Source organism: Nostoc sp. FACHB-888, from assembly GCF_014696655.1.
Lineage (GTDB): Bacteria > Cyanobacteriota > Cyanobacteriia > Cyanobacteriales > Nostocaceae > Nostoc.
In genome coordinates this window covers 48,976-71,994 of record NZ_JACJQM010000035.1, presented here as the reverse complement: position 1 = coordinate 71,994, position 23,019 = coordinate 48,976, and the positions used below count along the sequence as shown (strand labels likewise).

The 23,019-nt window shown below is 39.9% G+C and carries 27 protein-coding genes; 12 read left to right on the top strand and 15 right to left on the bottom strand.

Annotation, left to right across the window (positions count from 1 at the left end):
• Positions 1 to 82: 82 nt before the first annotated feature.
• The gene (locus tag H6G26_RS21250) at positions 83 to 439 is read right to left on the bottom strand and encodes a hypothetical protein (protein ID WP_190731144.1); all 357 of its coding nucleotides are present in this window, start codon (positions 437 to 439) and stop codon (positions 83 to 85) included.
• A 117-nt stretch (positions 440 to 556) separates the two neighbouring features.
• Between H6G26_RS21250 and H6G26_RS21245 the strand changes: the two genes are divergently transcribed.
• Genes H6G26_RS21245 through H6G26_RS21235 form a run of 3 tightly spaced genes read left to right on the top strand, consistent with a single transcriptional unit; the run spans position 557 to position 1,441 of the window.
• Complete coding sequence (locus H6G26_RS21245; RefSeq protein WP_190731143.1) at positions 557 to 745, top strand: hypothetical protein; 189 nt, start codon at positions 557 to 559, stop codon at positions 743 to 745.
• Positions 746 to 793: 48 nt separating this feature from the next.
• Positions 794 to 1,216 (top strand): putative toxin-antitoxin system toxin component, PIN family, encoded by a 423-nt coding sequence (locus tag H6G26_RS21240; RefSeq protein ID WP_190731142.1) that lies wholly within the window; start codon positions 794 to 796, stop codon positions 1,214 to 1,216.
• Between the two features lie 6 nt (positions 1,217 to 1,222).
• A complete protein-coding gene (locus H6G26_RS21235; RefSeq protein ID WP_100897403.1) occupies positions 1,223 to 1,441 on the top strand; it encodes a toxin-antitoxin system HicB family antitoxin in 219 nt (72 codons plus the stop codon).
• 132 nt (positions 1,442 to 1,573) lie between these two features.
• Here H6G26_RS21235 and H6G26_RS43855 read toward each other — a convergent pair whose 3' ends face one another.
• Positions 1,574 to 1,708, bottom strand: coding sequence for a hypothetical protein (locus tag H6G26_RS43855; RefSeq protein WP_277883913.1), 135 nt, complete (start codon positions 1,706 to 1,708; stop codon positions 1,574 to 1,576).
• Positions 1,709 to 1,876: 168 nt separating this feature from the next.
• On the opposite strand from H6G26_RS43855, the gene acs reads away from it, so the two are divergent.
• The 4 genes from acs (at position 1,877) to H6G26_RS21215 (ending at position 5,800) form a co-directional block, all read left to right on the top strand.
• The gene (gene acs / locus H6G26_RS21230) at positions 1,877 to 3,850 is read left to right on the top strand and encodes an acetate--CoA ligase (RefSeq protein ID WP_190731141.1); all 1,974 of its coding nucleotides are present in this window, start codon (positions 1,877 to 1,879) and stop codon (positions 3,848 to 3,850) included.
• 130 nt (positions 3,851 to 3,980) lie between these two features.
• Positions 3,981 to 4,466 (top strand): DUF4365 domain-containing protein, encoded by a 486-nt coding sequence (locus H6G26_RS21225; protein ID WP_190731140.1) that lies wholly within the window; start codon positions 3,981 to 3,983, stop codon positions 4,464 to 4,466.
• A gap of 4 nt (positions 4,467 to 4,470) precedes the next feature.
• Entirely contained in the window at positions 4,471 to 4,947 is a 477-nt protein-coding gene (locus H6G26_RS21220) for a DUF4365 domain-containing protein (protein WP_190731139.1), read from the top strand.
• A 172-nt stretch (positions 4,948 to 5,119) separates the two neighbouring features.
• The gene (locus tag H6G26_RS21215) at positions 5,120 to 5,800 is read left to right on the top strand and encodes a tetratricopeptide repeat protein (protein ID WP_190731138.1); all 681 of its coding nucleotides are present in this window, start codon (positions 5,120 to 5,122) and stop codon (positions 5,798 to 5,800) included.
• Between the two features lie 91 nt (positions 5,801 to 5,891).
• Here H6G26_RS21215 and H6G26_RS21210 read toward each other — a convergent pair whose 3' ends face one another.
• On the bottom strand, positions 5,892 to 7,316 hold the full coding sequence (locus tag H6G26_RS21210; protein WP_190731137.1) for a hypothetical protein: 1,425 nt from the start codon (positions 7,314 to 7,316) through the stop codon (positions 5,892 to 5,894).
• 121 nt (positions 7,317 to 7,437) lie between these two features.
• Here H6G26_RS21210 and H6G26_RS21205 point away from each other — a divergent pair, with 121 nt between their 5' ends.
• Positions 7,438 to 8,196: a Uma2 family endonuclease gene (locus H6G26_RS21205; protein WP_190731136.1), complete on the top strand. Its 759-nt coding sequence runs from the start codon at positions 7,438 to 7,440 to the stop codon at positions 8,194 to 8,196.
• Positions 8,197 to 8,316: 120 nt separating this feature from the next.
• Positions 8,317 to 8,577 carry a MoaD/ThiS family protein gene (locus tag H6G26_RS21200; RefSeq protein WP_100901683.1) on the top strand — a complete coding sequence of 87 codons (261 nt, stop codon included), beginning with the start codon at positions 8,317 to 8,319 and terminating at the stop codon, positions 8,575 to 8,577.
• Between the two features lie 180 nt (positions 8,578 to 8,757).
• Here the strand turns inward: H6G26_RS21200 and H6G26_RS21195 are convergent, their stop codons facing one another.
• The 3 genes from H6G26_RS21195 to H6G26_RS21185 form a co-directional block, all read right to left on the bottom strand.
• Complete coding sequence (locus H6G26_RS21195) at positions 8,758 to 10,077, bottom strand: hypothetical protein (protein WP_206757550.1); 1,320 nt, start codon at positions 10,075 to 10,077, stop codon at positions 8,758 to 8,760.
• 940 nt (positions 10,078 to 11,017) lie between these two features.
• Positions 11,018 to 11,866 (bottom strand): lysophospholipid acyltransferase family protein, encoded by an 849-nt coding sequence (locus tag H6G26_RS21190; RefSeq protein ID WP_190731134.1) that lies wholly within the window; start codon positions 11,864 to 11,866, stop codon positions 11,018 to 11,020.
• 188 nt (positions 11,867 to 12,054) lie between these two features.
• On the bottom strand, positions 12,055 to 12,372 hold the full coding sequence (locus tag H6G26_RS21185) for an MFS transporter (protein WP_242053818.1): 318 nt from the start codon (positions 12,370 to 12,372) through the stop codon (positions 12,055 to 12,057).
• Positions 12,373 to 12,528: 156 nt separating this feature from the next.
• On the opposite strand from H6G26_RS21185, the gene H6G26_RS21180 reads away from it, so the two are divergent.
• Both H6G26_RS21180 and H6G26_RS21175 read left to right on the top strand, forming a co-directional pair.
• Complete coding sequence (locus H6G26_RS21180) at positions 12,529 to 13,425, top strand: AraC family transcriptional regulator (RefSeq protein WP_190731133.1); 897 nt, start codon at positions 12,529 to 12,531, stop codon at positions 13,423 to 13,425.
• 110 nt (positions 13,426 to 13,535) lie between these two features.
• Positions 13,536 to 14,909 carry a cytochrome P450 gene (locus tag H6G26_RS21175; RefSeq protein ID WP_190731132.1) on the top strand — a complete coding sequence of 458 codons (1,374 nt, stop codon included), beginning with the start codon at positions 13,536 to 13,538 and terminating at the stop codon, positions 14,907 to 14,909.
• A gap of 106 nt (positions 14,910 to 15,015) precedes the next feature.
• Here the strand turns inward: H6G26_RS21175 and H6G26_RS21170 are convergent, their stop codons facing one another.
• The 9 genes from H6G26_RS21170 to trxA form a co-directional block, all read right to left on the bottom strand.
• Positions 15,016 to 15,561, bottom strand: a complete 546-nt coding sequence (locus tag H6G26_RS21170; RefSeq protein ID WP_190731131.1) for a GNAT family N-acetyltransferase — start codon at positions 15,559 to 15,561, stop codon at positions 15,016 to 15,018.
• A 175-nt stretch (positions 15,562 to 15,736) separates the two neighbouring features.
• Positions 15,737 to 16,435 carry a glutathione binding-like protein gene (locus tag H6G26_RS21165; RefSeq protein WP_190731130.1) on the bottom strand — a complete coding sequence of 233 codons (699 nt, stop codon included), beginning with the start codon at positions 16,433 to 16,435 and terminating at the stop codon, positions 15,737 to 15,739.
• A gap of 364 nt (positions 16,436 to 16,799) precedes the next feature.
• A complete protein-coding gene (locus tag H6G26_RS21160; protein WP_190731129.1) occupies positions 16,800 to 17,069 on the bottom strand; it encodes a hypothetical protein in 270 nt (89 codons plus the stop codon).
• Positions 17,070 to 17,674: 605 nt separating this feature from the next.
• Positions 17,675 to 18,445 (bottom strand): class I SAM-dependent methyltransferase, encoded by a 771-nt coding sequence (locus tag H6G26_RS21155; protein WP_190731128.1) that lies wholly within the window; start codon positions 18,443 to 18,445, stop codon positions 17,675 to 17,677.
• A 34-nt stretch (positions 18,446 to 18,479) separates the two neighbouring features.
• On the bottom strand, positions 18,480 to 19,169 hold the full coding sequence (locus tag H6G26_RS21150) for an SDR family NAD(P)-dependent oxidoreductase (protein ID WP_190731127.1): 690 nt from the start codon (positions 19,167 to 19,169) through the stop codon (positions 18,480 to 18,482).
• A 119-nt stretch (positions 19,170 to 19,288) separates the two neighbouring features.
• Positions 19,289 to 19,954, bottom strand: a complete 666-nt coding sequence (locus H6G26_RS21145; RefSeq protein WP_190731126.1) for a nitroreductase family protein — start codon at positions 19,952 to 19,954, stop codon at positions 19,289 to 19,291.
• 108 nt (positions 19,955 to 20,062) lie between these two features.
• The gene (locus H6G26_RS21140; protein ID WP_190731125.1) at positions 20,063 to 21,175 is read right to left on the bottom strand and encodes an alkene reductase; all 1,113 of its coding nucleotides are present in this window, start codon (positions 21,173 to 21,175) and stop codon (positions 20,063 to 20,065) included.
• A 125-nt stretch (positions 21,176 to 21,300) separates the two neighbouring features.
• Entirely contained in the window at positions 21,301 to 22,095 is a 795-nt protein-coding gene (locus H6G26_RS21135) for an SDR family NAD(P)-dependent oxidoreductase (protein WP_190731124.1), read from the bottom strand.
• 142 nt (positions 22,096 to 22,237) lie between these two features.
• Positions 22,238 to 22,561 carry a thioredoxin gene (gene trxA / locus H6G26_RS21130; protein ID WP_104906809.1) on the bottom strand — a complete coding sequence of 108 codons (324 nt, stop codon included), beginning with the start codon at positions 22,559 to 22,561 and terminating at the stop codon, positions 22,238 to 22,240.
• Between the two features lie 81 nt (positions 22,562 to 22,642).
• Between trxA and H6G26_RS21125 the strand changes: the two genes are divergently transcribed.
• Positions 22,643 to 22,993, top strand: a complete 351-nt coding sequence (locus H6G26_RS21125) for a helix-turn-helix transcriptional regulator (RefSeq protein ID WP_190731123.1) — start codon at positions 22,643 to 22,645, stop codon at positions 22,991 to 22,993.
• The last annotated feature ends 26 nt before the right edge of the window (positions 22,994 to 23,019 follow it).

Below are 23,019 nucleotides of genomic sequence, written 5' to 3'. Positions count from 1 at the left end.
CTACCCTCAACACGATTATCATTCTTATTTAAATGTTTTGAGTATTTTAACTGATTGACAAAAGACACTTTGTCCTAACCTCTCACCGATGCTCAATGTAGTGATTATTTATATTTAAAACACCTATCGTGGTATTACTAATATTTTTACCTACATTAATAATTCCTGATACATTGCTTACATTACCAATTTGATAGTTTTCAATAACATATTTAACAGCTTCTCCTTCTTTTGTACGATAAGATAACTCAGTCCTTTCATACGAAATTTTTTGTATATAAGAAGAGATTTGCTTTTGCCATAATGAAATTGTTGTTTGAGTTTCACGTTCCCAATAAGGATAGTTTCTTTCAAATTTTTTAGCAGAACGAGCTATCATAAACCATTGACCAAAAGGTATACGACTTAAAGAATTTAATAGACTAAATAAACTATTCATAGTTTAAACCTTCTAGATTAGAGAATGGATTTTAAAAAGGCTTTGGTGCTGCACCGAGAGTGATCGCCCTCATAAACACCATTACCAAAAGTGCGATCACCTGTAGTAAAGTAGCAGATGCGATCGCCTAAATCACCCCATCACCAGAAATGCGTAGGCGCAGCCCGTCGTAGATATCGCCCACATCACCCCATCACCAAAAGTGCGATCGCTGCTTTAACACAGTTGCTCAGAATGCGACGCCAAATAGCTCGTCGTAGACATCGCCCAAATCCACTCCATCACCAAAAGTGCGATCGCTTTTAAGTCTTTTAGCTAGAACGTTCATGACAGCGTATATGCTACCATGTTTACATGGCGATTAAAATTGTAGTTGATACCAGCGTTTTTATTAGTGCGCTGATTAGCTCTAAAGGTTTTAGTAGAGAACTAATCCGACGCTGTTTAAAAGGAGAATATCAGCCTTTGATGGGAAATGCTTTGTTTTTGGAGTATGAGTCAGTCATTCATCGCTCAGAAATTATCGCCAAATGCCCTTTAACTACTGAAGAAATTTCTGCTTTACTCGCATCATTAATGAGCGTAAGTCAATGGGTTTATATCTACTATTTATGGCGACCGCATTTAAAAGACGAAGCTGACAATCACTTAATAGAATTAGCGGTTGCCGGAAATGCTCAAATCATTGCCACTCACAATGTCAAATATTTCCAAAATACTGAATTGTTATTTCCTAACTTATCAATATTAAAACCTGAAGAAATTATTAGGAGTTAAACAAAAATGGCAACTTTAACTATTCGTTTACCAGACGATAAGCATAATAGATTGAAAGAACTTGCTCAAGCCAAAGGCATCAGTGTCAATAAATTGATTGAAGAACTTTCTACCATAGCTCTAGCAGAATTTGATGCCCATACAAGATTTAAAGCAATGGCTGCAACTGGCAACCCAGAAGAAGGCTTAAGAATACTGGCTAAACTTGATGCTCTGACAGAATAGAGCTTGTAGGGCGATTATGCAAACACTAACCGGAGGCGATCGCCTGTATCAACCCATCATCAAAAGTGCGACGCCGATAGCGTAGCGTTAGCGACGCAGGAGCGTCATAGGCCGTCGTAGACATCGCCCACATCACCGCATCATCACAAGTGCGATCGCACTGCCAACTGCGCTCAAAACAACGCCACTCATCAAAATTGCGATCGCTACAACCCAAAAAGGGGGCATAATAGTACTTTGAGGATTGTTGATTGCTAAAATATGCATCTGTGCGGTGATTCTTCTGTCTTCATCTTCAACTGCGATCGCAAAAAATGGATGTAAACTGAATAACTCGGCAATTTCTACCTAGCTTAACGAAAATCTAAACACCGTCTAGCACAACTGGGCTAAAAATAGTTTTTAGTAATAATAGCGATCGCACTATAACTAACCATGTCTCAACCAACTATAGAATCAATCCTACAAGAGAATCGCCTCTTCCATCCTAGCTCGGAATTCTCACAGAACGCCCATATCAAAAGTCTGGAAGACTATCAGCGCCTCTATGACAAAGCCAAAGCTGATCCGCAGCAATTTTGGGCAGATTTGGCTGAAACAGAATTAGAATGGTTCCAAAAATGGGACACCGTGCTAGATTGGCAACCACCTTTTGCTAAGTGGTTCGTTGGCGGTAAGATGAATATTTCTTACAACTGCCTTGACAGACATCTCACTACTTGGCGCAAAAATAAAGCAGCATTGATTTGGGAAGGAGAACCAGGTGATTCCCGTACCCTAACTTACGCCCAACTGCACCGGGAAGTTTGCCAGTTTGCTAATGTGTTGAAGGAACTGGGTGTACAAAAAGGCGCTCGCGTTGGTATATATATGCCAATGATTCCCGAAGCTGCGATCGCTATGTTAGCCTGTGCCCGAATTGGCGCACCCCACAGTGTGGTATTTGGTGGTTTTAGTGCCGAAGCTTTGCGCGATCGCTTGATTGATACCACAGCTAAACTGGTAATTACGGCTGATGGTGGTTGGCGCAAAGGTGCGATCGTCCCTCTCAAGGAACAGGTAGATAAAGCCTTAGCCGATGGTGCTGTTCCCAGCGTCGAAAATGTCCTAGTTGTCAAGCGCACCGGACAAGAAACTTATATGCAATTGGGGGGACGCGATCATTGGTGGCATGATTTGCAAAAAGGAGTATCAGCAGATTGTCCCGCCGAACCAATGGACAGCGAAGATATGCTGTTTATTCTCTACACTTCTGGCAGCACAGGCAAACCGAAGGGCGTGGTGCATACAACTGCTGGTTATAATTTGTATACCCATATCACCACCAAGTGGATATTCGATCTGCAAGACACTGATGTATATTGGTGTACTGCGGATGTAGGTTGGATTACAGGACACAGTTACATTGTCTACGGTCCCCTTTCCAACGGTGCAACAACGGTAATGTATGAAGGTGCGCCTCGTGCTTCTAATCCTGGTTGTTTCTGGGATGTAATTGAAAAATACGGCGTTAATATTTTTTATACTGCACCTACGGCAATTCGGGCATTTATTAAGATGGGCGAACAACATCCCAATGCGCGAAACTTGTCTTCGTTGCGTTTGCTAGGAACAGTTGGCGAACCAATTAATCCAGAAGCTTGGATGTGGTATCAGAAAGTAATTGGTGGCGATCGCTGTCCAATTGTTGATACTTGGTGGCAAACAGAAACTGGCGGTATCATGATTACACCGCTACCAGGAGCAATCCCCACTAAGCCGGGTTCGGCAACTCTTCCCTTCCCTGGAATTATTGCAGATGTCGTAGATTTAGAAGGAAACACTGTACCCAATAACGAAGGTGGTTATCTAGCAGTGCGACATCCTTGGCCAGGAATGATGCGGACAGTCTACGGCGATCCAGAACGCTTCCGTCGCACCTACTGGGAACACATTCCGCCCCAAGATGGGAACTATACTTATTTTGCTGGTGATGGCGCGAGGCAAGATGAAGACGGTTACTTCTGGGTAATGGGTCGTGTGGATGACGTACTGAATGTATCAGGACACCGACTCGGTACAATGGAAGTAGAATCTGCTTTAGTTTCTCACCCAGCCGTTGCAGAAGCGGCAGTAGTTGGTAAACCTGATGAACTCAAAGGTGAAGAAGTAGTTGCTTTTGTGACTTTAGAAGGTACTTATCAGGGAAGTGAGGAACTGAGTAAAGAACTCAAGCAGCACGTTGTTAAAGAAATTGGTGCGATCGCGCGTCCGGGAGAAATTCGTTTTACAGACGCTTTGCCAAAAACGCGATCGGGTAAGATTATGCGGCGCTTATTGCGGAATCTGGCTGCTGGGCAAGAGGTATCTGGTGATACTTCCACATTAGAAGATAGAAGCGTGTTGGATAAGTTACGGGAAGGCGCGTAAGTAATGCAAATTTATTTCCCAAAATAGGAGTCTGTTAACAACAAACTAACACAAAGCAATCCTTAATAATGTAGGGTAGGCAAAACAGCCTACCCTTTGCTAAATAGGCTCAATTAAAATAGGTCTATAAATGAGAGATGCACTAGGGCAAAGAGGCGAAGCAATTTTTACAGTATTAATGACGGAATTTCACTCTAATGCCGGCCCTATTTTCAAGCCGCAGTTTTTAGGAGACAAATGGCAATATGTTGATTTTATTGTAGAGTTGGTAGGGGCTGGTAAATCTGTTCCTTATTTCTTTGTGCAAGTGAAAACAACAAGAGAAGGTTATACTAAAAAATATAACCGATTGAAGGTGAAAGTGCGGCAAGAAAATGTAATTGGTTTAGCATCTTATCCAGCACCAACTTATATAGTAGGTATCGATGAAATTCATGAGTTAGGTTATATGGTTTCTGCAAATGGGGAAAGTCTTAAATCTCTGTCAAGCCTTTCTACTCAATTTAAAATTATTAAACGAAATAGAGAACTGCTATGGCAGGAAGTTGATGATTTTTGGAGTAAATACCATACTAATCAGTTAGTTTCCAAGTTTGCCGATCGAGACTGGAGATAAAACAATGAAAACCACAGCACCTTGGTATATTGGAAGACGGGCAGAATCTCTTGCCGTTGTTTACTTAACTCGTCGTGATGACTTGATTATTTCTCAGCCAACACTAAATCAAGGATTAGACTTTTTAATCACAATTACCAAAGATGGAGTTTATACTGGAAGGCTTTTTGGTATTGAAGTAAAAGCAACAGATTCTACATCTAATTTAAAGAAGCATAATGATATTTTAAAGTTAGACAAAAATAGGTTGAGTAGACTAGAAAATTTTAAAGATTTACCATTCCCCGTTTGCCTATTTTTCTTTATCTTACAAAACGATCAAGGTTATTATAAATGGATTTTAGAACCTAAAATAGATGGAGAAAAGCAAGTTAAATTGCACTTTAACGAAGATGATGAACTGAAAAACCTTGATGATAAAGAAATAGCTAATATTATTTCAAGTATAAATAGTTGGTATGACCATAGAAATAATACATAAGTATGCACATACAAATTTATTCTTATAAAACAAATAGGCGCGATCGCCCGTACCTAAAATTTTAATTACACCGTGCAGTTAGCGTATTGACAAACTTTTTAGTGCATTGCAGACTTACTAATGCATCCTCACATTATTATAAGAATAGAACATTATTGAGGCATTCAGGGCGATGAAGATGAAGCGCAAACTGAAATCAGCAGTTGTTCAATCTTTTAGCGGCATGACGCTGAGTATTATCACTGTAATGGGGATATCACCATTAGTGTTAGCGGTTCCTGCAAAAGTTTCTTTGGATTCGTTTGAACAGTATCCACAGAGACAACCACAAAAACTAGCACAGTTTTCAGACACAGGTTCATCACAGCGATCGCAGATGCTGCAACAAGCCAATTCTTTATTTAATCAGGGAGATTTAACGGGTGCAGAGGAAAATTTTCGCAAATTCGTTAAACAATTTCCAGACGATGCCTTCGGACACTTTCAATTAGGAAATGTGCTTTTTCGGCAAAAGAAACCACAAGAAGCAATTAGCTCTTATCAAGAAGCCATTCGCCTCCAGCCAAAATACGCTCTCGCTCACAATGCGATGGGTATGGTTTACGCAAGCCAAAGTCGCTGGGAAGAAGCCATTAGTGAATATAAAAAAGCTCTAGAAATTAATCCTAATTATGGCGAGGGGCTGACTAATTTTGCACTGGCATTGTGGCAAACGAATAAAAAAGACGAGGCGTTATCTTCTTTAGAAAAAGCTTTAAATATCTTCAAAGAACAGAATAGAGGTGAAAAAGTTAACCAAGTCGAACGAATTTTGCGAGAAATCAAAACTGCTGATGATCCTAGTGTTTCATGAAAATCAGCAGGTAAACCAATGCTGTAAGATATCGTAACAGGTAGGGTGTGTTGCTAAAATTTAACGTGCCCTACATTGTTACTTACTTCTTTTAAAAAATAATTTTTCGCATATTATCAACTTTTTTCTTAAAATCTGATTGCTCTTTCAACCTATGTAATGGGCCTTTATATTTTTCAATTTCATCTATTAGTTCCTTAACTGCCGGAGCCGAAACTTTTAATTTCATCATGTTTAAAAGTTCACGATACTTACTTTGACATAAGTTATGCTGAAGTTTACTAGCAATCATTGTGTTATTGAAAGACAAAATTACCATAACTGCTTGAGTTGTGTCGAATCGTTCAATGAGAGACTTATAGCTAGTTTCAGCATTGCGGGAAATTCCATTTCCATTAGTAATAAAAACTTCTACTAGCCCCAAAATATACTTTTCACGTATTTGAAGAGGAACCTGTCCCCTGTCATTAATAAGTATCTCTAATGCTTTTGCAAACGGTGGCTCATTATTGAAGTTATCCCACCCGCGATGAGCATTAAGTAAGTTATCAACAGCAGTATCTATTTCTGCGGATAAAAGAGCTTCAGGAATATATGATTTGCCTGAAACTATTTCCAAAAACTCGAGGGCACGCTTTGCTTCTAGTTGATCATTGTTTGCAACAAACCTGCCATACTTAGTCCCAAATTGCTGACGTGCCTGCTCATCGACTCTATCCCATAGATGAGGTATTAGCCTATGAAGATTTTGTCTTGTCTGTGGTGTTGTATCTAAGCGTGTGTATATGCCAAATAATCCTGATGCTAAATTGTTAGTTTGTTCTTGGTTAAGCTCTATAAAAAATGCTGCTATTTGTTTAGCATCCGATTCGGAAATATTATTTTTTTTAATATTTTTGAGAAATTTTTGTATTTCTATTGTTCCATTAGACAAAGGTAAAGAAATAACTTCTTTAATACAGGTTTCCAACCAAGAAATTAGGTTTAAACCCGTAATCTCGTTCTGATTTTGATGAGCAGCACTCACCCAATTCCGCATATATCTGATTGTATCTAAATGCTTGTATCCAATCTCTGAAATTAACCCTATCTTTCTGCCACCCTCAATTAATTCACTGTCATTTACTTTAACTAAATCATCTTCTGAATTCAGATTTTTACGTTTTTCTGGACTATTTACGGCATTATCATAAAAATATGAAATATCATATTGAGATACCCGCTTTCTTAACTCTAAAATTGTTTCGTCCCACAAATAATTTAATGCTGCATCAAATAAACCTGATGCTACAGCAGCAATATATTTAGAGATGTATACAGAACGGGGCTTTTGCTCATCATTAATCTTTGATAGTACATCGGTGAGATTTCTAAAAACAATTACACGCTCATTTACTGAAACTAATACAGAGTCAGTTGGTAAACCTTGTTCTGTTAAAAAACCTAACACACTTGCTTCAAAGTTATTTAACTGGGAACTATAGCTTGGCTGTGTAATTATGTCAGACGAGTTCATTTTTTTCTGGGATTACTTTTATGCAATGGATTGTAGTTGTAATATAAAAAAAGTGCCAACTTTCAGTAGTATACAAAATCATAATTTACAATAAAATCATACAAACCTTTGGTTAAAGCCTATGACTCCCCTATCGGCATTAACTTTACCCGATCACACTCAGTTACCAGACTCAGATGGTACATTTGTGAAAAACTGGCAAGAGCATCCGCAAAGCATTTTAATTACAGATTCAATTAAACCTGTTTTAGAGCAACTTCATCCTGATAGTCAATATTGTATTGGACAAGATTCTGGTATCTACTGGCGATTGACAGATCCTCCTGAGAAAGGGGCTGAAGCACCAGACTGGTTTTATGTACCCAATGTACCACCGACCCTTGACGGTAAAATGCGGCGTTCTTATGTGCTGTGGAAGGAGTATGTTGCACCCTTGATTGTGCTGGAATTTGTCTCTGGAGATGGTTCAGAAGAACGAGATAACACACCGCCATCTCAACGGGAAGGTGGGAATGTTGGTAAATTTTGGGTTTATGAGCAGGCAATTCGAGTGCCTTATTATGGGATTTATGAAGTAGCAAAAGCGCAAGTGGAAGTTTACCACCTAGTGGATAATTCTTATCAACTGATGAAACCCAATGAACGAGGACATTACCCAATTGCTCCTATGGGAGTAGAGTTAGGAATCTGGCAAGGATTTTATCAGAATGCAGAGTTACCTTGGTTGCGCTGGTGGGATACACAAGGAAACTTACTACTAACGGGTGAGGAACGGGCTGTGATTGAGCGACAAAAGCGGGAGAGAATTGTAGAGAAATTGCGTACTCTCTCTATTGAAGAACTCAACGCTTTAGAAATTGACCCAGAAATGTTGGATTAAGAAACATTTTTTAGTTATGAACTTATGAAATCATGTACTTAGTAATGTATAATTAAGCCCAAGAGTTCAGGGTGCTTGTCAAGTATTAAACTACTTGCTGGTACTGCCAAAGCATGTTGTATGTCTAAATCTGCAATCACTGTTACCGTCAAATTGTTCGCTGCTTATCAAGAAGCCTTTAGGGTTTCGGAACTGGTGCTGGAATTTCCCAATAGTATCCCAGTCAAAACAGTATGCGATCGCCTCATAGCTGAACACCCCGAACTTTCCCAATGGCGTGACATCACCAGGTTTGGGATTAATTTGATATTTGTCGAACCAGATACCCTATTACAAGACGGAGATGAAGTCGTGCTGATTCCACCAGTTAGCGGTGGGTAGCAGCACCACACATAGTATGATAGCGCTGTATCGTTAGCAGCATAAAAGCGTTCGCGACGCTTGTATCTCAGCAATGACTGTGTAAATCACAACTAATTATGCAGGCATGATATGAGTTGTGATTTAGCTGGTTAGTCTATACCAACAGGAAAAAATCATTTATTTAGCCTTTAATACATACTAAATAATAGCGCTCATAATGCAGAATACGATGCTAGTAATTGCGAATCTTTTTGAATGTATGTTTAAAGCTACGACTGCTAGCAGTACAGTGGAATACCAAGAGCAATACCAAGGAGCAGCAAAGATAAATAATATTAAAGTAACCCATCCTATATTTACACTTAGATTAGTTTCAGAATAATTTTTTTTCCAATATGGTTTTACTAGAATAATCAAATAAGAAACTACAAATATAGAAAAGATTATAGGTTTAAATATTGAGTATAGAGTCTGTTGGAAACTTAGAGAAAAGTTTAGAATTTTCAAATTTAGTAAACTTTTAACCAAAGCATATAATGAATCGTTCACTTTTTCCCCAACCCCAGGATTTAAAAGGCTTTTCCAAGCATCGGCTGTAGGTAAAGCTATAATAGAAGCTGCAATAATTATACTTAAAGAGATACAAATAGCACTAAATAAAATTTTCCAACGTTGTTGCTTAATCAAATAAACAAAGATTAGAGGCAACCAAATAATTGGTAATGTTTTAATTAGAAAACCAATCCAAGCTGTAACAATCGTAGCTATATAATTATGGTTTTTTAGACATATTATTAGAATAATTAAAATTGTAGATATTAGAATATCAATGTGTGCATTTGTAACCTGTTCATACAGCAGAAATGGGTTCACTAAATATGCAATTGTTATATTAGCTTTATGAGGAGATGTTTTTAAATTCCGCCATATTAAGTAACTATTTAATATATGGAATAAAAGACATATTAATTTAAATACATAAATCCCCAAACTAGGAGTAATTGCAACGAAAGCGGCGGAAAACATAAAAATTAGTTGAGATATAGGCCCATAAGTTGAAGTCTGCTTCCAAACAAGAAATGGAGACAAATTTGAGGTAAATGTATTTGCAGAATTAATAAAAGGATTAACTCCATTTAAATTCATTAAACCATAATGTATATATAGATTAACATCAGTAGTTATTGGATAAGTTATAAAGGCAATTAATAAAAAGAATGAACTATTTTTTAGTATTTTTATAAAATTTATGTCTCTTTTTCTGTCTTTATTTATTATTAGCCACAGAATATATATAATAATTAAAAAACGGTATTCTATACCTACTCTTAGTTTGTCAAAATGGTTAGAAAAATCAGGTAAATATTGTCCTGTAGAATTAGCTAAAGCCTCAAAATTAAAAGTATAAGCTCTAATTGCTAATTCCACAAATAGTATTAATGACAAAATTATGGCAAAGCCTAACAATATTTGGTTGGTCTTATTATATTGATAATTATTCTTGTTTAGCATAATCATACAAAAATTATTCACTAAAGTTTTTACTTCTATTATAGCGTTTCCTAAGCAACTGAGGTACACCCAAATCTTGTTTACCAACGTTAGTAGCTTTAAAAACGTACCTCACTAGGTCGGAAACCGCTATATCAGAATTAACGTTTATTTGTCATTGGATTTTATACAATTAAACGTGTTTGAACCCAGTCGGTTTGAAACCTGGATTTTTTCAGAATAGTATATTATTCAGTGCTGGCTTGAGTTCTGACTTTATTCTAATTCAATAAACTACGGTTTTTAAAGTAGATGCAGTTTAAATCTATAGTACTATAAAGTTACACAGTAAAACTGAACATCTTCAATTACTCTATAAGACTCGTATTTGATTTTTGAAAATACTCAGTACACTTTTATTCCTTCTTCTCTGTTCCCCGTTCCCTGTTCTCTCCCTACGCAAATAATTTCAGGAATCAAAGCGGATTCATATAGTAGGGATTGGTATTGGCATTAAGCCAAAATCCTTGCAAAAACGGAAATTAAGTTTCAAAACCCCTGCCAGTTCTGTATTTAAGTTATCTTGAGTAAGAGCTAAATGATGCTTGCAAATGGTTAGGAGAGATTTTACTCTTTCATCACATAATCGTTATACTGTTTTAAATATCTCGTGTGTAAGGATTTAAAACTGCTATTAAGTATCAACTAACAGCCAGGAAACCAAAAACTTTTCCTTTAAAGAGCGTCAGCTTTTTCAACCAATATACTACACATCTCTATTTATGGTAAAGGTATTGCTTTATACATTACTTTTAAAATAATCGCAAGTGGTATAGTTTAATTAGTTGAAAAATGCAGTTAATAATTTTTGCGCTTGTCACCGTTGGCGAGATAATTTTCGTGCTGTCTTTACTCGTCTGGAATCAAACTGTTTAGAAGTTGGATGTGCCAATTTTACTCAATAGCTTTAGGACTTAGCAGCTAGTTTTACTAAGTGATCTAATTCTTGCTGCATTAGGCTAACAACTAATTCATAACATTCATTGACATAGTGGCGATCGCTGGCTGCTTCAGAACCGTAGCGTTCAAATACAATTGCTGGACAAACCCGCGTGAACATGGGCACAGGTAATGGAATGTTAGGCAACGGGCCAATTGCTAATCCCCAAGGCAGTCCAAGATAGATCGGAAAAACTTCTGGATCAATTCCAAGCAGCCAAGGCATTCCCCATTCGTGGAGTTGCCGCACAATTTTGTAGCAGTCAGCCAGTATAATCAGCGTATCGTGAGCGCCCCAAGAAATCACAGGGACAATCGGCACATTTTCCCGCAACGCTAACTTGATAAATCCTTGTCGCCCCGCAAAGTAGATTTTGTTACGTAAATAATGCGGTCGGAAGATATCTTCGGCTCCACCTGGATAAACTAGCAGACTTGCTCCAGAGCGCAAGGCAGTGTAAGCCATTTTCGGATGAGCAATAATTGCTCCAGCCTTAGCAACCAGTTGCCCTAGTGGCGGGCTAACCTGCCAAACCTTGGGATGCATCAAACCATAAACTGGTTGCTCTACACCAAATCGTCGGAACCAGTCGTACATCATCATTGTCATATCGGGAGCCGCGAGTCCCCCATTATGCGAACCGACAAATAGGACTTTTTTTTGGGGTGGAATATTATCCCAGCCACTAGTTTTAACTCGGAAATAGTAGCGATAGAAAAAGCCCAACAGAGGCATCAGAGATTCTATGAACTTTGGATCTCGCTCATCCAAAGACCAACCGGGTTTTTTGTTTAAGAAATTTTGCTTTTTTGACATCGATGCATTCTAACAGGATTGGGAAAGGTCAAACAATCATTTGTTAGGTACGACCAGGTTTGCTCCATGCACAAAACCTGATTCGTCTAAATATTTGAAGTCAATTTCTTCTCTAACAGCTGCTAATTCCAACTTCATTACTTTTACTCGGTCTTTGATCTTCTGTGGTAAGTGTGATCTTTTAAGGTTTAAGCACAAACAGAAGTACTCACAGCAAATGCCGTCAGCGCTACTGTAATTACTTCAAGTTTGCCGATGCGTTCTCCGAAGGAGTTGCTGTAGGCATCGCCTAATGGCCCATAGACTAACTGAAATAGCCCATAGGGAATCGTATATGCTGAGATAATCACCGCAGCACTGCCAACACCGACTTTGAACTCTTTGGCAATAATATGCAGTAGAGGGTCAATCACCCGTGCATCAGCAACTACTATGAAAGCAGCAGCGCCCAACAGCCCTAATGAGACAGGAGTCTTGTCTACTATATCTGTTGTTAACCTACCCAATGCTATATTCTCCCGTAGTTTGAGTTTTCGCACTTCTAGAATAGACTTTTTGCATAAGAGGAAGGGTTGGAGAAGTAAGAGAGTTACTGTTTAGCAAACCTTCTTTCCCCTTCTCAGGTAATTTATATTATATAGAAAAAAAGCGTGTGAATCGTCATGCAAATAGAGCAGCCTTTTAGAATTAATGCCGCCCAACCAGAGAAGCTAAAACACTTCCTTCCCCAACCTTTAATTATTTCCAGCCCAGTCGTCGGTTGCAATGGTTTCTATTTTGCTTATCATCGCCAGTCAAACTATGAACTCCCTGAAACATCGCCTTTCCAGCACATTATTACCATTTATACTAGAGAGTTTCAGTCCAAATTAAAAATTAACGGGCACTGGCAAAATAAATCATATACAGCAACTGATGTGGGTATTTTTCCTGCTCATCAAATTTCTCCAGCAGTACAATTTGAACAGGAATTAGGGTTTATCCATGTTGGTCTTGAACCAGCAATGATTACTCGTGTTGCCTACGAGTCAGTAAATGCTGATGCAGTTGAAATTGTACAACAACTGCAAACCCACGATCCACTGATTCAACAAATTGGACTGACACTCAAGCAAGAAATAGAAACTAGTGGATTTGATAGTTCCTTGTATATAGAGTCAGCAGTAAATCTGCTGGCGGTGCATTTATTAAAACGTTACTCAACGCAAAAATTCATTATTCGAGAATACACAGGTGGATTACCAAAACACAAATTAAAAGAAACGATCGCCCATATCAACGATAACTTAGACCAAAATTTGTCTCTAGCAGAAATTGCTGCGATCGCACAGATAAGTCCGCATTATTTTGCTAGCTTGTTTAAGCAATCAATGGGAATAGCACCCCACCAATATATTACTAAATGTCGAGTTGAAAGAGCAAAATATTTACTTGCAAAGCGAGAATTATCAATTATACAAGTCTCTCAACTAGTAGGATTTCAAAGTCAAAGTCATTTTACCAAGGTTTTTCGTAAATATATCGGCATCACTCCTCAAGCATTTAAGAAACTGCACTGAATTTTTCGGAAGATAACGCTAGTTTTCGGAAGATTGCGTGAGACAGCATGATCTTGTAAAAGCTAGACTCAATAGTTATCACCACACTTTGAGTCCTATAGTCTAAAAAAATGACACAACTAAAACCAGCCGAGGAAATGCCCGGTAGCTTTGGTCTACCTATTTTAGGTGAAACTCTCCGATTATTTGCTACTCAAGGATGGGGGCTGACGAAGAACTACCAACGCTACGGGCCCGTTTTTAAAACCAGCATTTTAGGAAAGAAATATGCAGTTTTGGTAGGGACCGAAGCAAATCGAGTAATTCTGCAAGAACAAGCCGATCATGTATCTTCCTACTTAGGATGGAAAGTGGCTATGGAGCATATTTTCGGGCGGCCAATGATGCTTCAAGATGGTGAAGAACATCGCCGTACTCGTCGCTTAATGGCTCCAGCGTTTCATGGAAAAGCGATTGCTAACTATTTTGACATCATGCAAACTGAAGTTAACAACTGCCTAGAAAACTGGATGGAAGGCAGCCCAATTTCTATCAAGAATGAATTTAATCAGTTAGCATTGCGAATTGGGATTCGGCTACTATTAGGTGTTCAACTACAAAGCGAAGTTGAGGAAGTCGAACAGTTGTATAACAATTTGACGCAGGGAGCATTAGCATTATTGCGGTTAGATATACCGTTTACAAAATATGGCCGTTCCCAAAATGCTCGTCGTCAGCTTAAAGCTTTCTTACAAAAAATTATCAGCGAGCGCAAACTTCAAGGCAACTTACAAGAATCTTGTGAGGTATTAGGATTGTTTTTAGCAGCAGTAGATGAAGAGGGAAATGGTTTAGCCGACTCGCAGATTATAGACGAACTGATACACTTATTAAATGCAGCGCATTTCACTACTGCTACATCCTTAACGTGGGCAATGGTTGAACTGGCAACCCGTCCGCAATGGCGTGAAAAACTCCGCCAAGAACTGGCAGAAGTTGTAGGAGATGAACCTTTGAACTTGGGACACCTTAAGCAACTTAATCAAATGACTTATTTTTTGAAAGAAATAGAACGACTTTACAACCCCGCAGGTGTAGTACTGTTTCGGGGAGTTGTAAAAGAAATTGAATACGCAGGATACCGCATTCCTCCTGGTTGGGTGGTGATTGTCGCTCAAGGATTAACGCATCGCATGAGCGAGATTTATACTAACCCAGAAAGTTTTGAGCCAGAACGCTTTGCCCCTCCCCGCGAAGAAGATAAAAAAGACTCCTTTGCTTTAATTGGTTTTGGTGGTGGCGAACATATATGCATTGGAATGGAGTTTGCCAAGATGGAAATAAAGATTTTTTTGGCAACGTTGCTACAACGATATGATTGGAAGGTGACACCAGAATATCAATTTAGCAACTATCATCAACTACCGTTTCAAGTAGAAGGAAAATTACAGGCGCAAGTCACGTCGCTTTGCTCGGAATTAAAAATTAAAAACTCCCATACATAAATTTAGTTGCTCTGTATTATGAGTGTGTTTCGGTCAGCAACCTTGGCCTAAAAAACTAAACTCAACATCAGCCTCTATCCATTGCTAACCTACTCACTCAGTTTTTTTATTTATTAAGCACAAATTGCTCTAGATCGTGAAACTGCCCTTTGAAAAAGCCATGCTGTTCCAGTACACCCTGACTGTGAAAACCTAACTTTTCTAGCAAGTTTTTAGAAGCTATGTTGTTCAGCATGACTTGGGCAACAATAAAACGCAAATCCATTTTATTAAAACCAAATTGCAAAATGGTATGCACTGCCTCAGTCATTATGCCTTGTCTCCAAAAAGTACTGGCAAGCTCATAACCGACCTCAGCAGAATTTTCTTGTGGGTTCCACCTAAAGCCACAAGAACCAATCAAAACGTTGTCTTGCTTACGGGCAATTCCCCAGCGAATTCCTTCTCTTTGCTCAAATCGCTTGGCTCTACGTCCAATTACAGTGATCGCTTCTTCAATTGAAGTGAAAGTATCAAGATCATGAAACTGAGTCACGGCTGGATCGGAGAATATAGCAAAGATAGCCTCAGCATCCAGCAAAGTTGTCTCACGAAGAAGGAGCCTTTCTGTTTCTAATTCAGGAAAGGAAGATAGTGAGAAATCGTTGCTCATAGTTGCGACTGATGATCTGAGTTTAGAACTAACTTAGCGATCGCTACAATAATATGTATGTATGGCAGTTCTCATTTACGTGAGGTACATCCGTAAAGACACGGCACTGCCGTGTCCCTACACCTTGCGTTGTACTACATCTGAATGGGAAGCGCTATAAGACAATTTAAAAGGCTCAAGGTTGAATAGTTTTCGCCGATTGGTTAAATAACAAGTCTCGTGACTGATCTGGATCAAGCGCTTGAGTTTTCAATGCTTCTGCTTTCTCATAGGCGCGAATTATTGCCGGACGAGCTTTAATTGTCTCAAACCACCGTTTGAGATTAGGAAAATCTTCTAGATTCTGACTTTGGCGTTCATAGGGCACAATCCAGGGATAGGCAGCAATATCGGCGATAGAATAATCACCAGCCACAAATTCTCGATCTGCTAGTTGCTTATTTAGCACTCCATATAAGCGTCCCGTCTCATTCACGTAGCGGTTAATGGCATATTCAATCTTTTCGGGAGCATAGGCGCTAAAGTGATGATTTTGTCCCGCCATTGGCCCCAACCCGGACATTTGCCAGAATAACCATTCTAAAACTTGAGTGCGATTACGTAAATCTTGGGGAATTAATTTCCCGGTTTTTTCTGCTAAATATAGCAAGATTGCCCCAGACTCAAATACTGAAATCGGCGTACCTCCATCTGCTGGTTCGTGGTCAACGATCGCAGGGATGCGATTGTTAGGAGAAATCTTTAAAAATTCCGGTTTAAATTGATCTCCAGCCCCAATATTCACAGGAATTATGGTATATTGCAAACCGACTTCTTCTAAGAAAATTGTAATTTTATGACCGTTTGGGGTTGTCCAATAATAAAGATCAATCATGGTTATTTCCTCAAATTGTGCGATGGTTTTCTAAGTCAATGGTGCGGACACCTCTTTCGCATTTCTCACCAAATCTGAAAACAAAGGGGTTAATAACTGCGAAAATCGTATATATAGCAAGAATTTTAGCACTTTCTACTCAAAAGTATTGCCCTAGAGGTAAGATGGAAAATCGCTTTCAGGAATGGAGCTAAAGCCCCATAGTGGACTATTGTGCGTAGTCCAAAAATGCATGAGTTATTTTTGAAGTGTAGTAAGCAAAAAGCTCTGCCTTTAGTTGTTTCAAAGGGGCAGAGCTTAAGTAAGTGCATTTCTCGGCTAGAGTTGAGAAATGAGGTAGATCAATTGTTTAAGTTTTGTTAGTCTAATTTCCGTCTATTTGGTCTTTTCCCACAATTCCAGTTGCTTCTAAAGCTAGCTCACCTGCTGTGTAGAGTCCAAGTGCTGTCATGCCTCCGGTCTGAGTCACTGCGTTGCCTGCATTATTCAAAGTTTTTACTGTGGCACGCTCAACTGTTTTTGTAACTTTCTTCCACCAACTTTTACCTCCTGTTATTTGTTCGCAGCATTCATCTGATAAGTCTTCAAACAATTCTTCTTGGTTTTCAACTATCAGGCTTTTGTTTATAGACATGATGAATTATTCTCCCGAATAAATAAGTACGAAAATTTACTTTTTATCTTTTGAGCAAGAAAATAAGATTATTTATTGCTCTAACTATTAATTAGACTAATCAAAAAGAATGTATATGTACAGACTTGACAATCCAGATTTGGGAAGATAGCAAGCCCTATGACAATTTTTTTGCTCTTTTTTCAGTATTTATTATGAGCATTTTTCTTATCTGAGCTTAGTAAGTAAATATATGGAATTTAATCCGTTAGATAGCCTTTATTACTATAATTATCAAGCTTTTTAATATCTAATATTTTTGATATATAAATAATATTTATAAAAGAATCATAAATTATTTATAGCCTTGCAGGATTTGTTTAAAGTTATCAATAAATATTTCTAAGTTGTTTCTACCTATTTCCCCTGAAATTGGTTTTCTGAGCAGGTATCAATTGTATGAAACGCTAAACTAGCGTAGCTGCTGTGGCTTGCAAACAAGACATTAGTTTTCGTTATCGCATATCTGTGGGTGGCGCGATCGCGTGGGGTGAGAAATCCCTCTGCGAACAATCGCCTTAATTAGTCTTGGCTTAATATTTTGCCTTGTCCGTTATCAGAAACCTTCATTTTTGCGGTGATTTTGCCATCGCTGCCCATACTCTGTGGTGAACCTGAAGAATTGGTGTAGGATATTTTGCTTCGAGTAATGTCGCTAATTCCTGATCAAACACTTCTACCTTTTCTGGCGTCAAACTAGCTCCTACACCAGCACTAGCCCGAATTCGCCCCCGCCAAGCTTCGTGTGTATAAGGTACAAATACATCATAAGAAAATGTGCGGATTTCTCGGAATCCTCCTTCGCCAATGTCTTGTAACCACAGGGGGTACAATCCATTACCACCACCCAGATTCCACGCTGGATTATGAGCCTTGATTAGTTGTTCTGTTGCTTCAACTACATTACCTTTTAAGGGTATCCAATCAAAATGAGCGATCGCAATCAAGCCATTTCTTTTCAATATGCGAGTAATTTCTTGGACAGCACGGGGACGATCAAACCAATGCCAACACTGTCCTGCTGTCACCACATCCGCACTTGCGTCTGGTAACTCGGTATTCTCAGCAGTTGCAACTCGATAATCTACTTTGATTTGGGCAGGTTCGCTTAACTGTTTTGCTTGTTCTAAAAGTGATACTGATGGGTCTATGCCAATTACATAAGCACCTCTATCTGCAAAGCCCCGCGCTAATGTTCCTGTTCCTGTACCAAGGTCAACAATGTACTGCCCTGGTAAACCTATACCATATTCAGACAGTTTGTTAAATAATGAACTGGGAAAGCCAGCGCGGTGTTTTGCATAATCAACAGCAGTTGCACCAAAATCAATTTTCATATGTTCAAAACTATTCTTGTAACAATTGTCTAGGCTAGAAGTTCTCTACCCAAGGACGTAGTTCTACTTCCCATGTCCAAGCACTGCGGGGTTGGCGTAAAATGCTGAGATAAGTTTGAGCGATTGCATCAGGGTCAAGAGTACTATCAGGATTATCTAATGGATCTTGGCGGACTGGGGAGCGGATTGCACCGTCAATCACAAAATGCGCCACATGGATATTCTTTGGTGCTAATTCTCTAGCAATACTTTGAGCTAAACCGCGTAGTGCAAATTTACCCATTGCAAAAGGAGCAGACAGAGGATAACCCTTGATACTCGCTGAGGCTCCAGTAAAGAAGATAGCACCGCCGCCAAGCTGTAAAAACCTTTTGGTAGCAGCTTGGGCGACGAGAAAGCCTCCATAGGCGGTTACATCTAGGGTTTTTGCCACCTCACTAGGGTCTAGATCAACAAGAGATCCCCGCACCCGGAAACTGGGATTGTAAATGACAACATTTGGAGAACCGAGTTTATTCTCAACATCAATAAATAACTGTTCTACTTCATCTGGCTTTGAGGCATCAGCAGCGAAACTAACTGCGCCAATTTCACTGCTCAATTGAGTGAGTTTTTCAATTTGGCGAGCCGCTAAAGCTACAGTGAATCCTTCTTTTGCAAATAGGCGGGCTAAAGATGCACTCAGCCCACTACCTGCACCGACAATTAAAGCTGTTGTTGCCATAAATTCAATTCTCCTTGTTAAAAATTTTAGTCAGTTGAACGCACCCCCTCTAAATCAAATATAGATGGGGTGCGTTAAGACAGTTATATAAAGAAATTTAATGCCCGATTCAGATAGAACTACCCAACATAAGGGTTCCCGATTTTATCCACAGAGATGTTGGAGGAGAATGGCAAACGGCCTGGATTTAAGCGTGGTTCTGCTGCATAGCCAACAGGAACTAAAACAGCGATCGCTAAATCTGGATTATCCCCAGCACCAATCACTTCTTTCACCTGATCCTCAATCCAACCGTTCATAAAACAAGTGGATAATCCCAAACTTTCTGCCGCTAACACTAAATGAGTAGCAGCAATCATCGCATCTTTGATCGCATATTCGCGTCGCTTGTCGCCTAGCCCAGCTTGGAATTGCGGAATGGAGGTTTTAAAGTAGTTTATCGTCTTTTCATTCCATGCTCCAGTTTCGAGTCCCCGCTCCAGAATCGGGGTCAAGTCTTGTTCGCCTGCGTTAGGATCGGCAGCAAAGACAAAGGTTACAGGTGCTTGGACAATTTGCTGTTGATTCCACGATGCGGCTGACAATGCTGCCTTTTGCGCTTCATCTTGCACAATAATAATTTGCCAGCCTTGCATATTAAAGCTGCTGGGTGCTGCCACGGTCAACTCTACAAGTTGCTTGAGCAGTTCTGGGGTGATGGGGTCTGTTTTAAAAGTTTTGATTGAGCGGCGTTGAGCGATCGCACTTGGTACATCTAAAGGTTGGGTTTGAGTGATCGAAATCATGAGATTCTCCTTCTTGATAGTTGGGTTATGAAGCTGCTGTAGCGATTTTTAGGATTGTCCGAAATTATCTAGTGGTGTAAAAAGTTGCTTGAAAATAGATTATCAGAATTATGCGTTAGCTACTGGCTCATTAGCAGCTGACCAAAATGGATAATCTGTATATCCCTTTTCATCGCCACCATAAAAGGTTGCTTGATCTGCTTCATTTAGTGGTGCATTTAAAGCCAAGCGCCTGGGTAAATCGGGATTTGATATAAATAATGTGCCAAAGGCAACTAAATCTGCTGCTTTGTTTGCCAGTACAGCATCGCCTTTTTCACGGGTATAACCACCATTGACGATGAGTGTACCTGTAAAGCGATCGCGTATATGACTAGTGGGTACAATTATCCCGCCATGTCTAATGTCTGCCTCTGTTGCCTCAAAAATATGCAGATATGCCAAATTAAATTGGTTCAACGCTTGAGCCGCATAACCGAATGTCTCCAAAGGATTGGAGTCACCTATATCGTTAAAAGTCCCACTGGGAGATAAACGTACTCCTACCCGGTTAGAATCCCACACACTAGTTACTGCCTCTGTCACTTCTAACAGTAGCCGAGCGCGATTCTCAATGGAACCGCCATATTTATCTGTGCGCTGATTGGTGCGATCGCGGAGAAACTGATCTATTAAATAACCATTAGCCCCGTGAATTTCTACCCCATCAAATCCAGCCGCTAGGGCATTTGCTGCTCCCTGACGATACTGTTCGACTATCTGCGGTATTTCCGATGTTTCTAAAGCACGGGGAGTTACAAAGGGTTTTGGTCCCTCATAGGTTGAAGCCTCACCTTTAGGAGCAATGGCAGAAGGTGCCACAGGTAAAGCTCCATTCGGTTGTAAATCTGGGTGAGAAATCCTGCCTACGTGCCATAGTTGCAGAAAAATTCTCCCTCCCTGCTGATGCACGACATCAGTCACTAACTTCCATCCCTCCACCTGTTCTGATGAATGAATTCCCGGTGTAGCGGGATAACCTTGTCCTTCAGGAGTTACCTGTGTTGCTTCTGCAATAATCAGTCCGGCGGAAGCACGTTGGGTGTAGTAGGTAGCATTCAGTTGGTGTGGGACGTTTCCCTCACCTGCCCTATTTCGGGTTAAGGGTGCCATCACAATCCGGTTAGGTAGTTCCAGATTTCCTAATTGGTAAGAAGAAAATAAATTGATATCAGTAGTCATGTTGTTTACTCCAATTCAAAGCTTTTTAACCCACTAAGGTGGGTAAAGTTTAGTGTAGACGCGGTTTCTAACCGCCCTTTTCACGTTAAGTTCACTGTACGCCTGTTACAGATGTGGTTCAAATACTAAACAATCGATCGAATAACCCCACCATCTACCCGCAAAGCTGCACCATTAGTTGCTGAAGCTACGGGACTACAAAGGTAAACTACGATCGCAGCTACTTCTTCATTAGTTGCAAAGCGTTTAATTAGGGAACTGGGGCGCACATTTTGGAAAAACTCAGCCTCAACTTCACCTGCACTAATGCCACGTTCCTGCGCCAGCTTAGTGATAAAGTCTTCAACTCCTTCTGAACGGGTTGGCCCTGGTAGGACGGAGTTTACCGTGACTCCAGTCCCGACAGTCATTTCTGCTAGACCTCGTGCAATAGCAAGCTGCGCTGTCTTAGTGGTGCCATAGTGAATCATTTCCACTGGGATCTGAATGGCAGATTCGCTGGAGATAAAAATTATCCGCCCCCAGTTTTGCTCTAGCTGCTTTTGCAGATATTGCCGGCTCAAACGGACTCCACTGAGGACGTTAACCTCAAATATGTTTAACCAGTCTTTATCAGTAATATCAAAGAAGGTTTTTGGCTCATAAATACCGACATTATTTATGAGAATATCAACGTGAGGAACTTCTTGAAAAATTTGCTCTACCCCTGATGCAGTGCCTACGTCAGCAACAACACTAGAAATTTTCGCTTCGGGTGTATAATGCTTAATTTTGGCGATCGCTTGGGCTACTCTTTCTTCAGACCGACCGTTGACAATTACTGATGCACCTTCTTGAGCTAACCCAAGGGCTGTCGCAAAACCAATACCTGCGGTTGAGCCACTCACCAGCGCGGATTTACCATGCAATTTCAAGTCCATTTCGCTCTTTCCCCGTTAATTGAAACAGAACTCAGGAGTCAGAAGTCAGGAGTTAAGAGTCAGGAATCAGAATACATCTGATTCCTGACTCCCTTGATTAAAAAAGACTGCGAACTAAATGCATCTCACAACAGTACCTAGATTAAAGATGCTGTGCTAAGGTCTTATTCAAGGTAGTTTTTGGGACTGCCCCTACGACAGTGTCAACCTGCCGACCTCCCTTAAAAACCATCAGCGTCGGGATGCTGCGAATTCCATAATGGCTGGCGACAGTAGGATTCTGATCTGTGTTTAGCTTCACAAATTTCACCTGTCCCTCGTATTCAGTAGCGACTTCATCGACTACTGGGCCCACCATCCGACAAGGGCCGCACCACGGGGCCCAAAAGTCTACTAAGACCGGAATTTCACTTTCCAAAACTTCTTGCTTGAATGTGGCTTCTGTGACATTTGTAATGGATGACATAAAATTGCCCTCCTAATTAATTCTATAATTCGATAATATCGAATAATAAAAATATATGCCACCTGATGAGATAATGCAACTATGAGATTTCTTTATCATCCAGATAGAAAAAATATTTCTTTACCGGGAGTGCTGTATGCATTGGGCGATCCAGTCCGGCTAGAGATTGTGCGGCGGTTGGCTACTGAGGGGGAACAATGCTGTGCCAGTTTTGATTTTGCGATCGCTAAGTCTACTATGTCCAATCACTTCAAGATTTTGCGGGAGTCTGGGATAGTCTTTACACGTAAAGAAGGGACACATCACATTAACATCCTGCGGCGTGAAGATTTAGAGGTGCTGTTTCCAGGGTTGCTGGATGCGATATTGAAAGCGGCTCAACCATTACTTGTTAGTCCTGCGAGTGATAAACAAACAGCTGCAAGGATTTAGGAATGGGGAATGGGGCGATCACTATC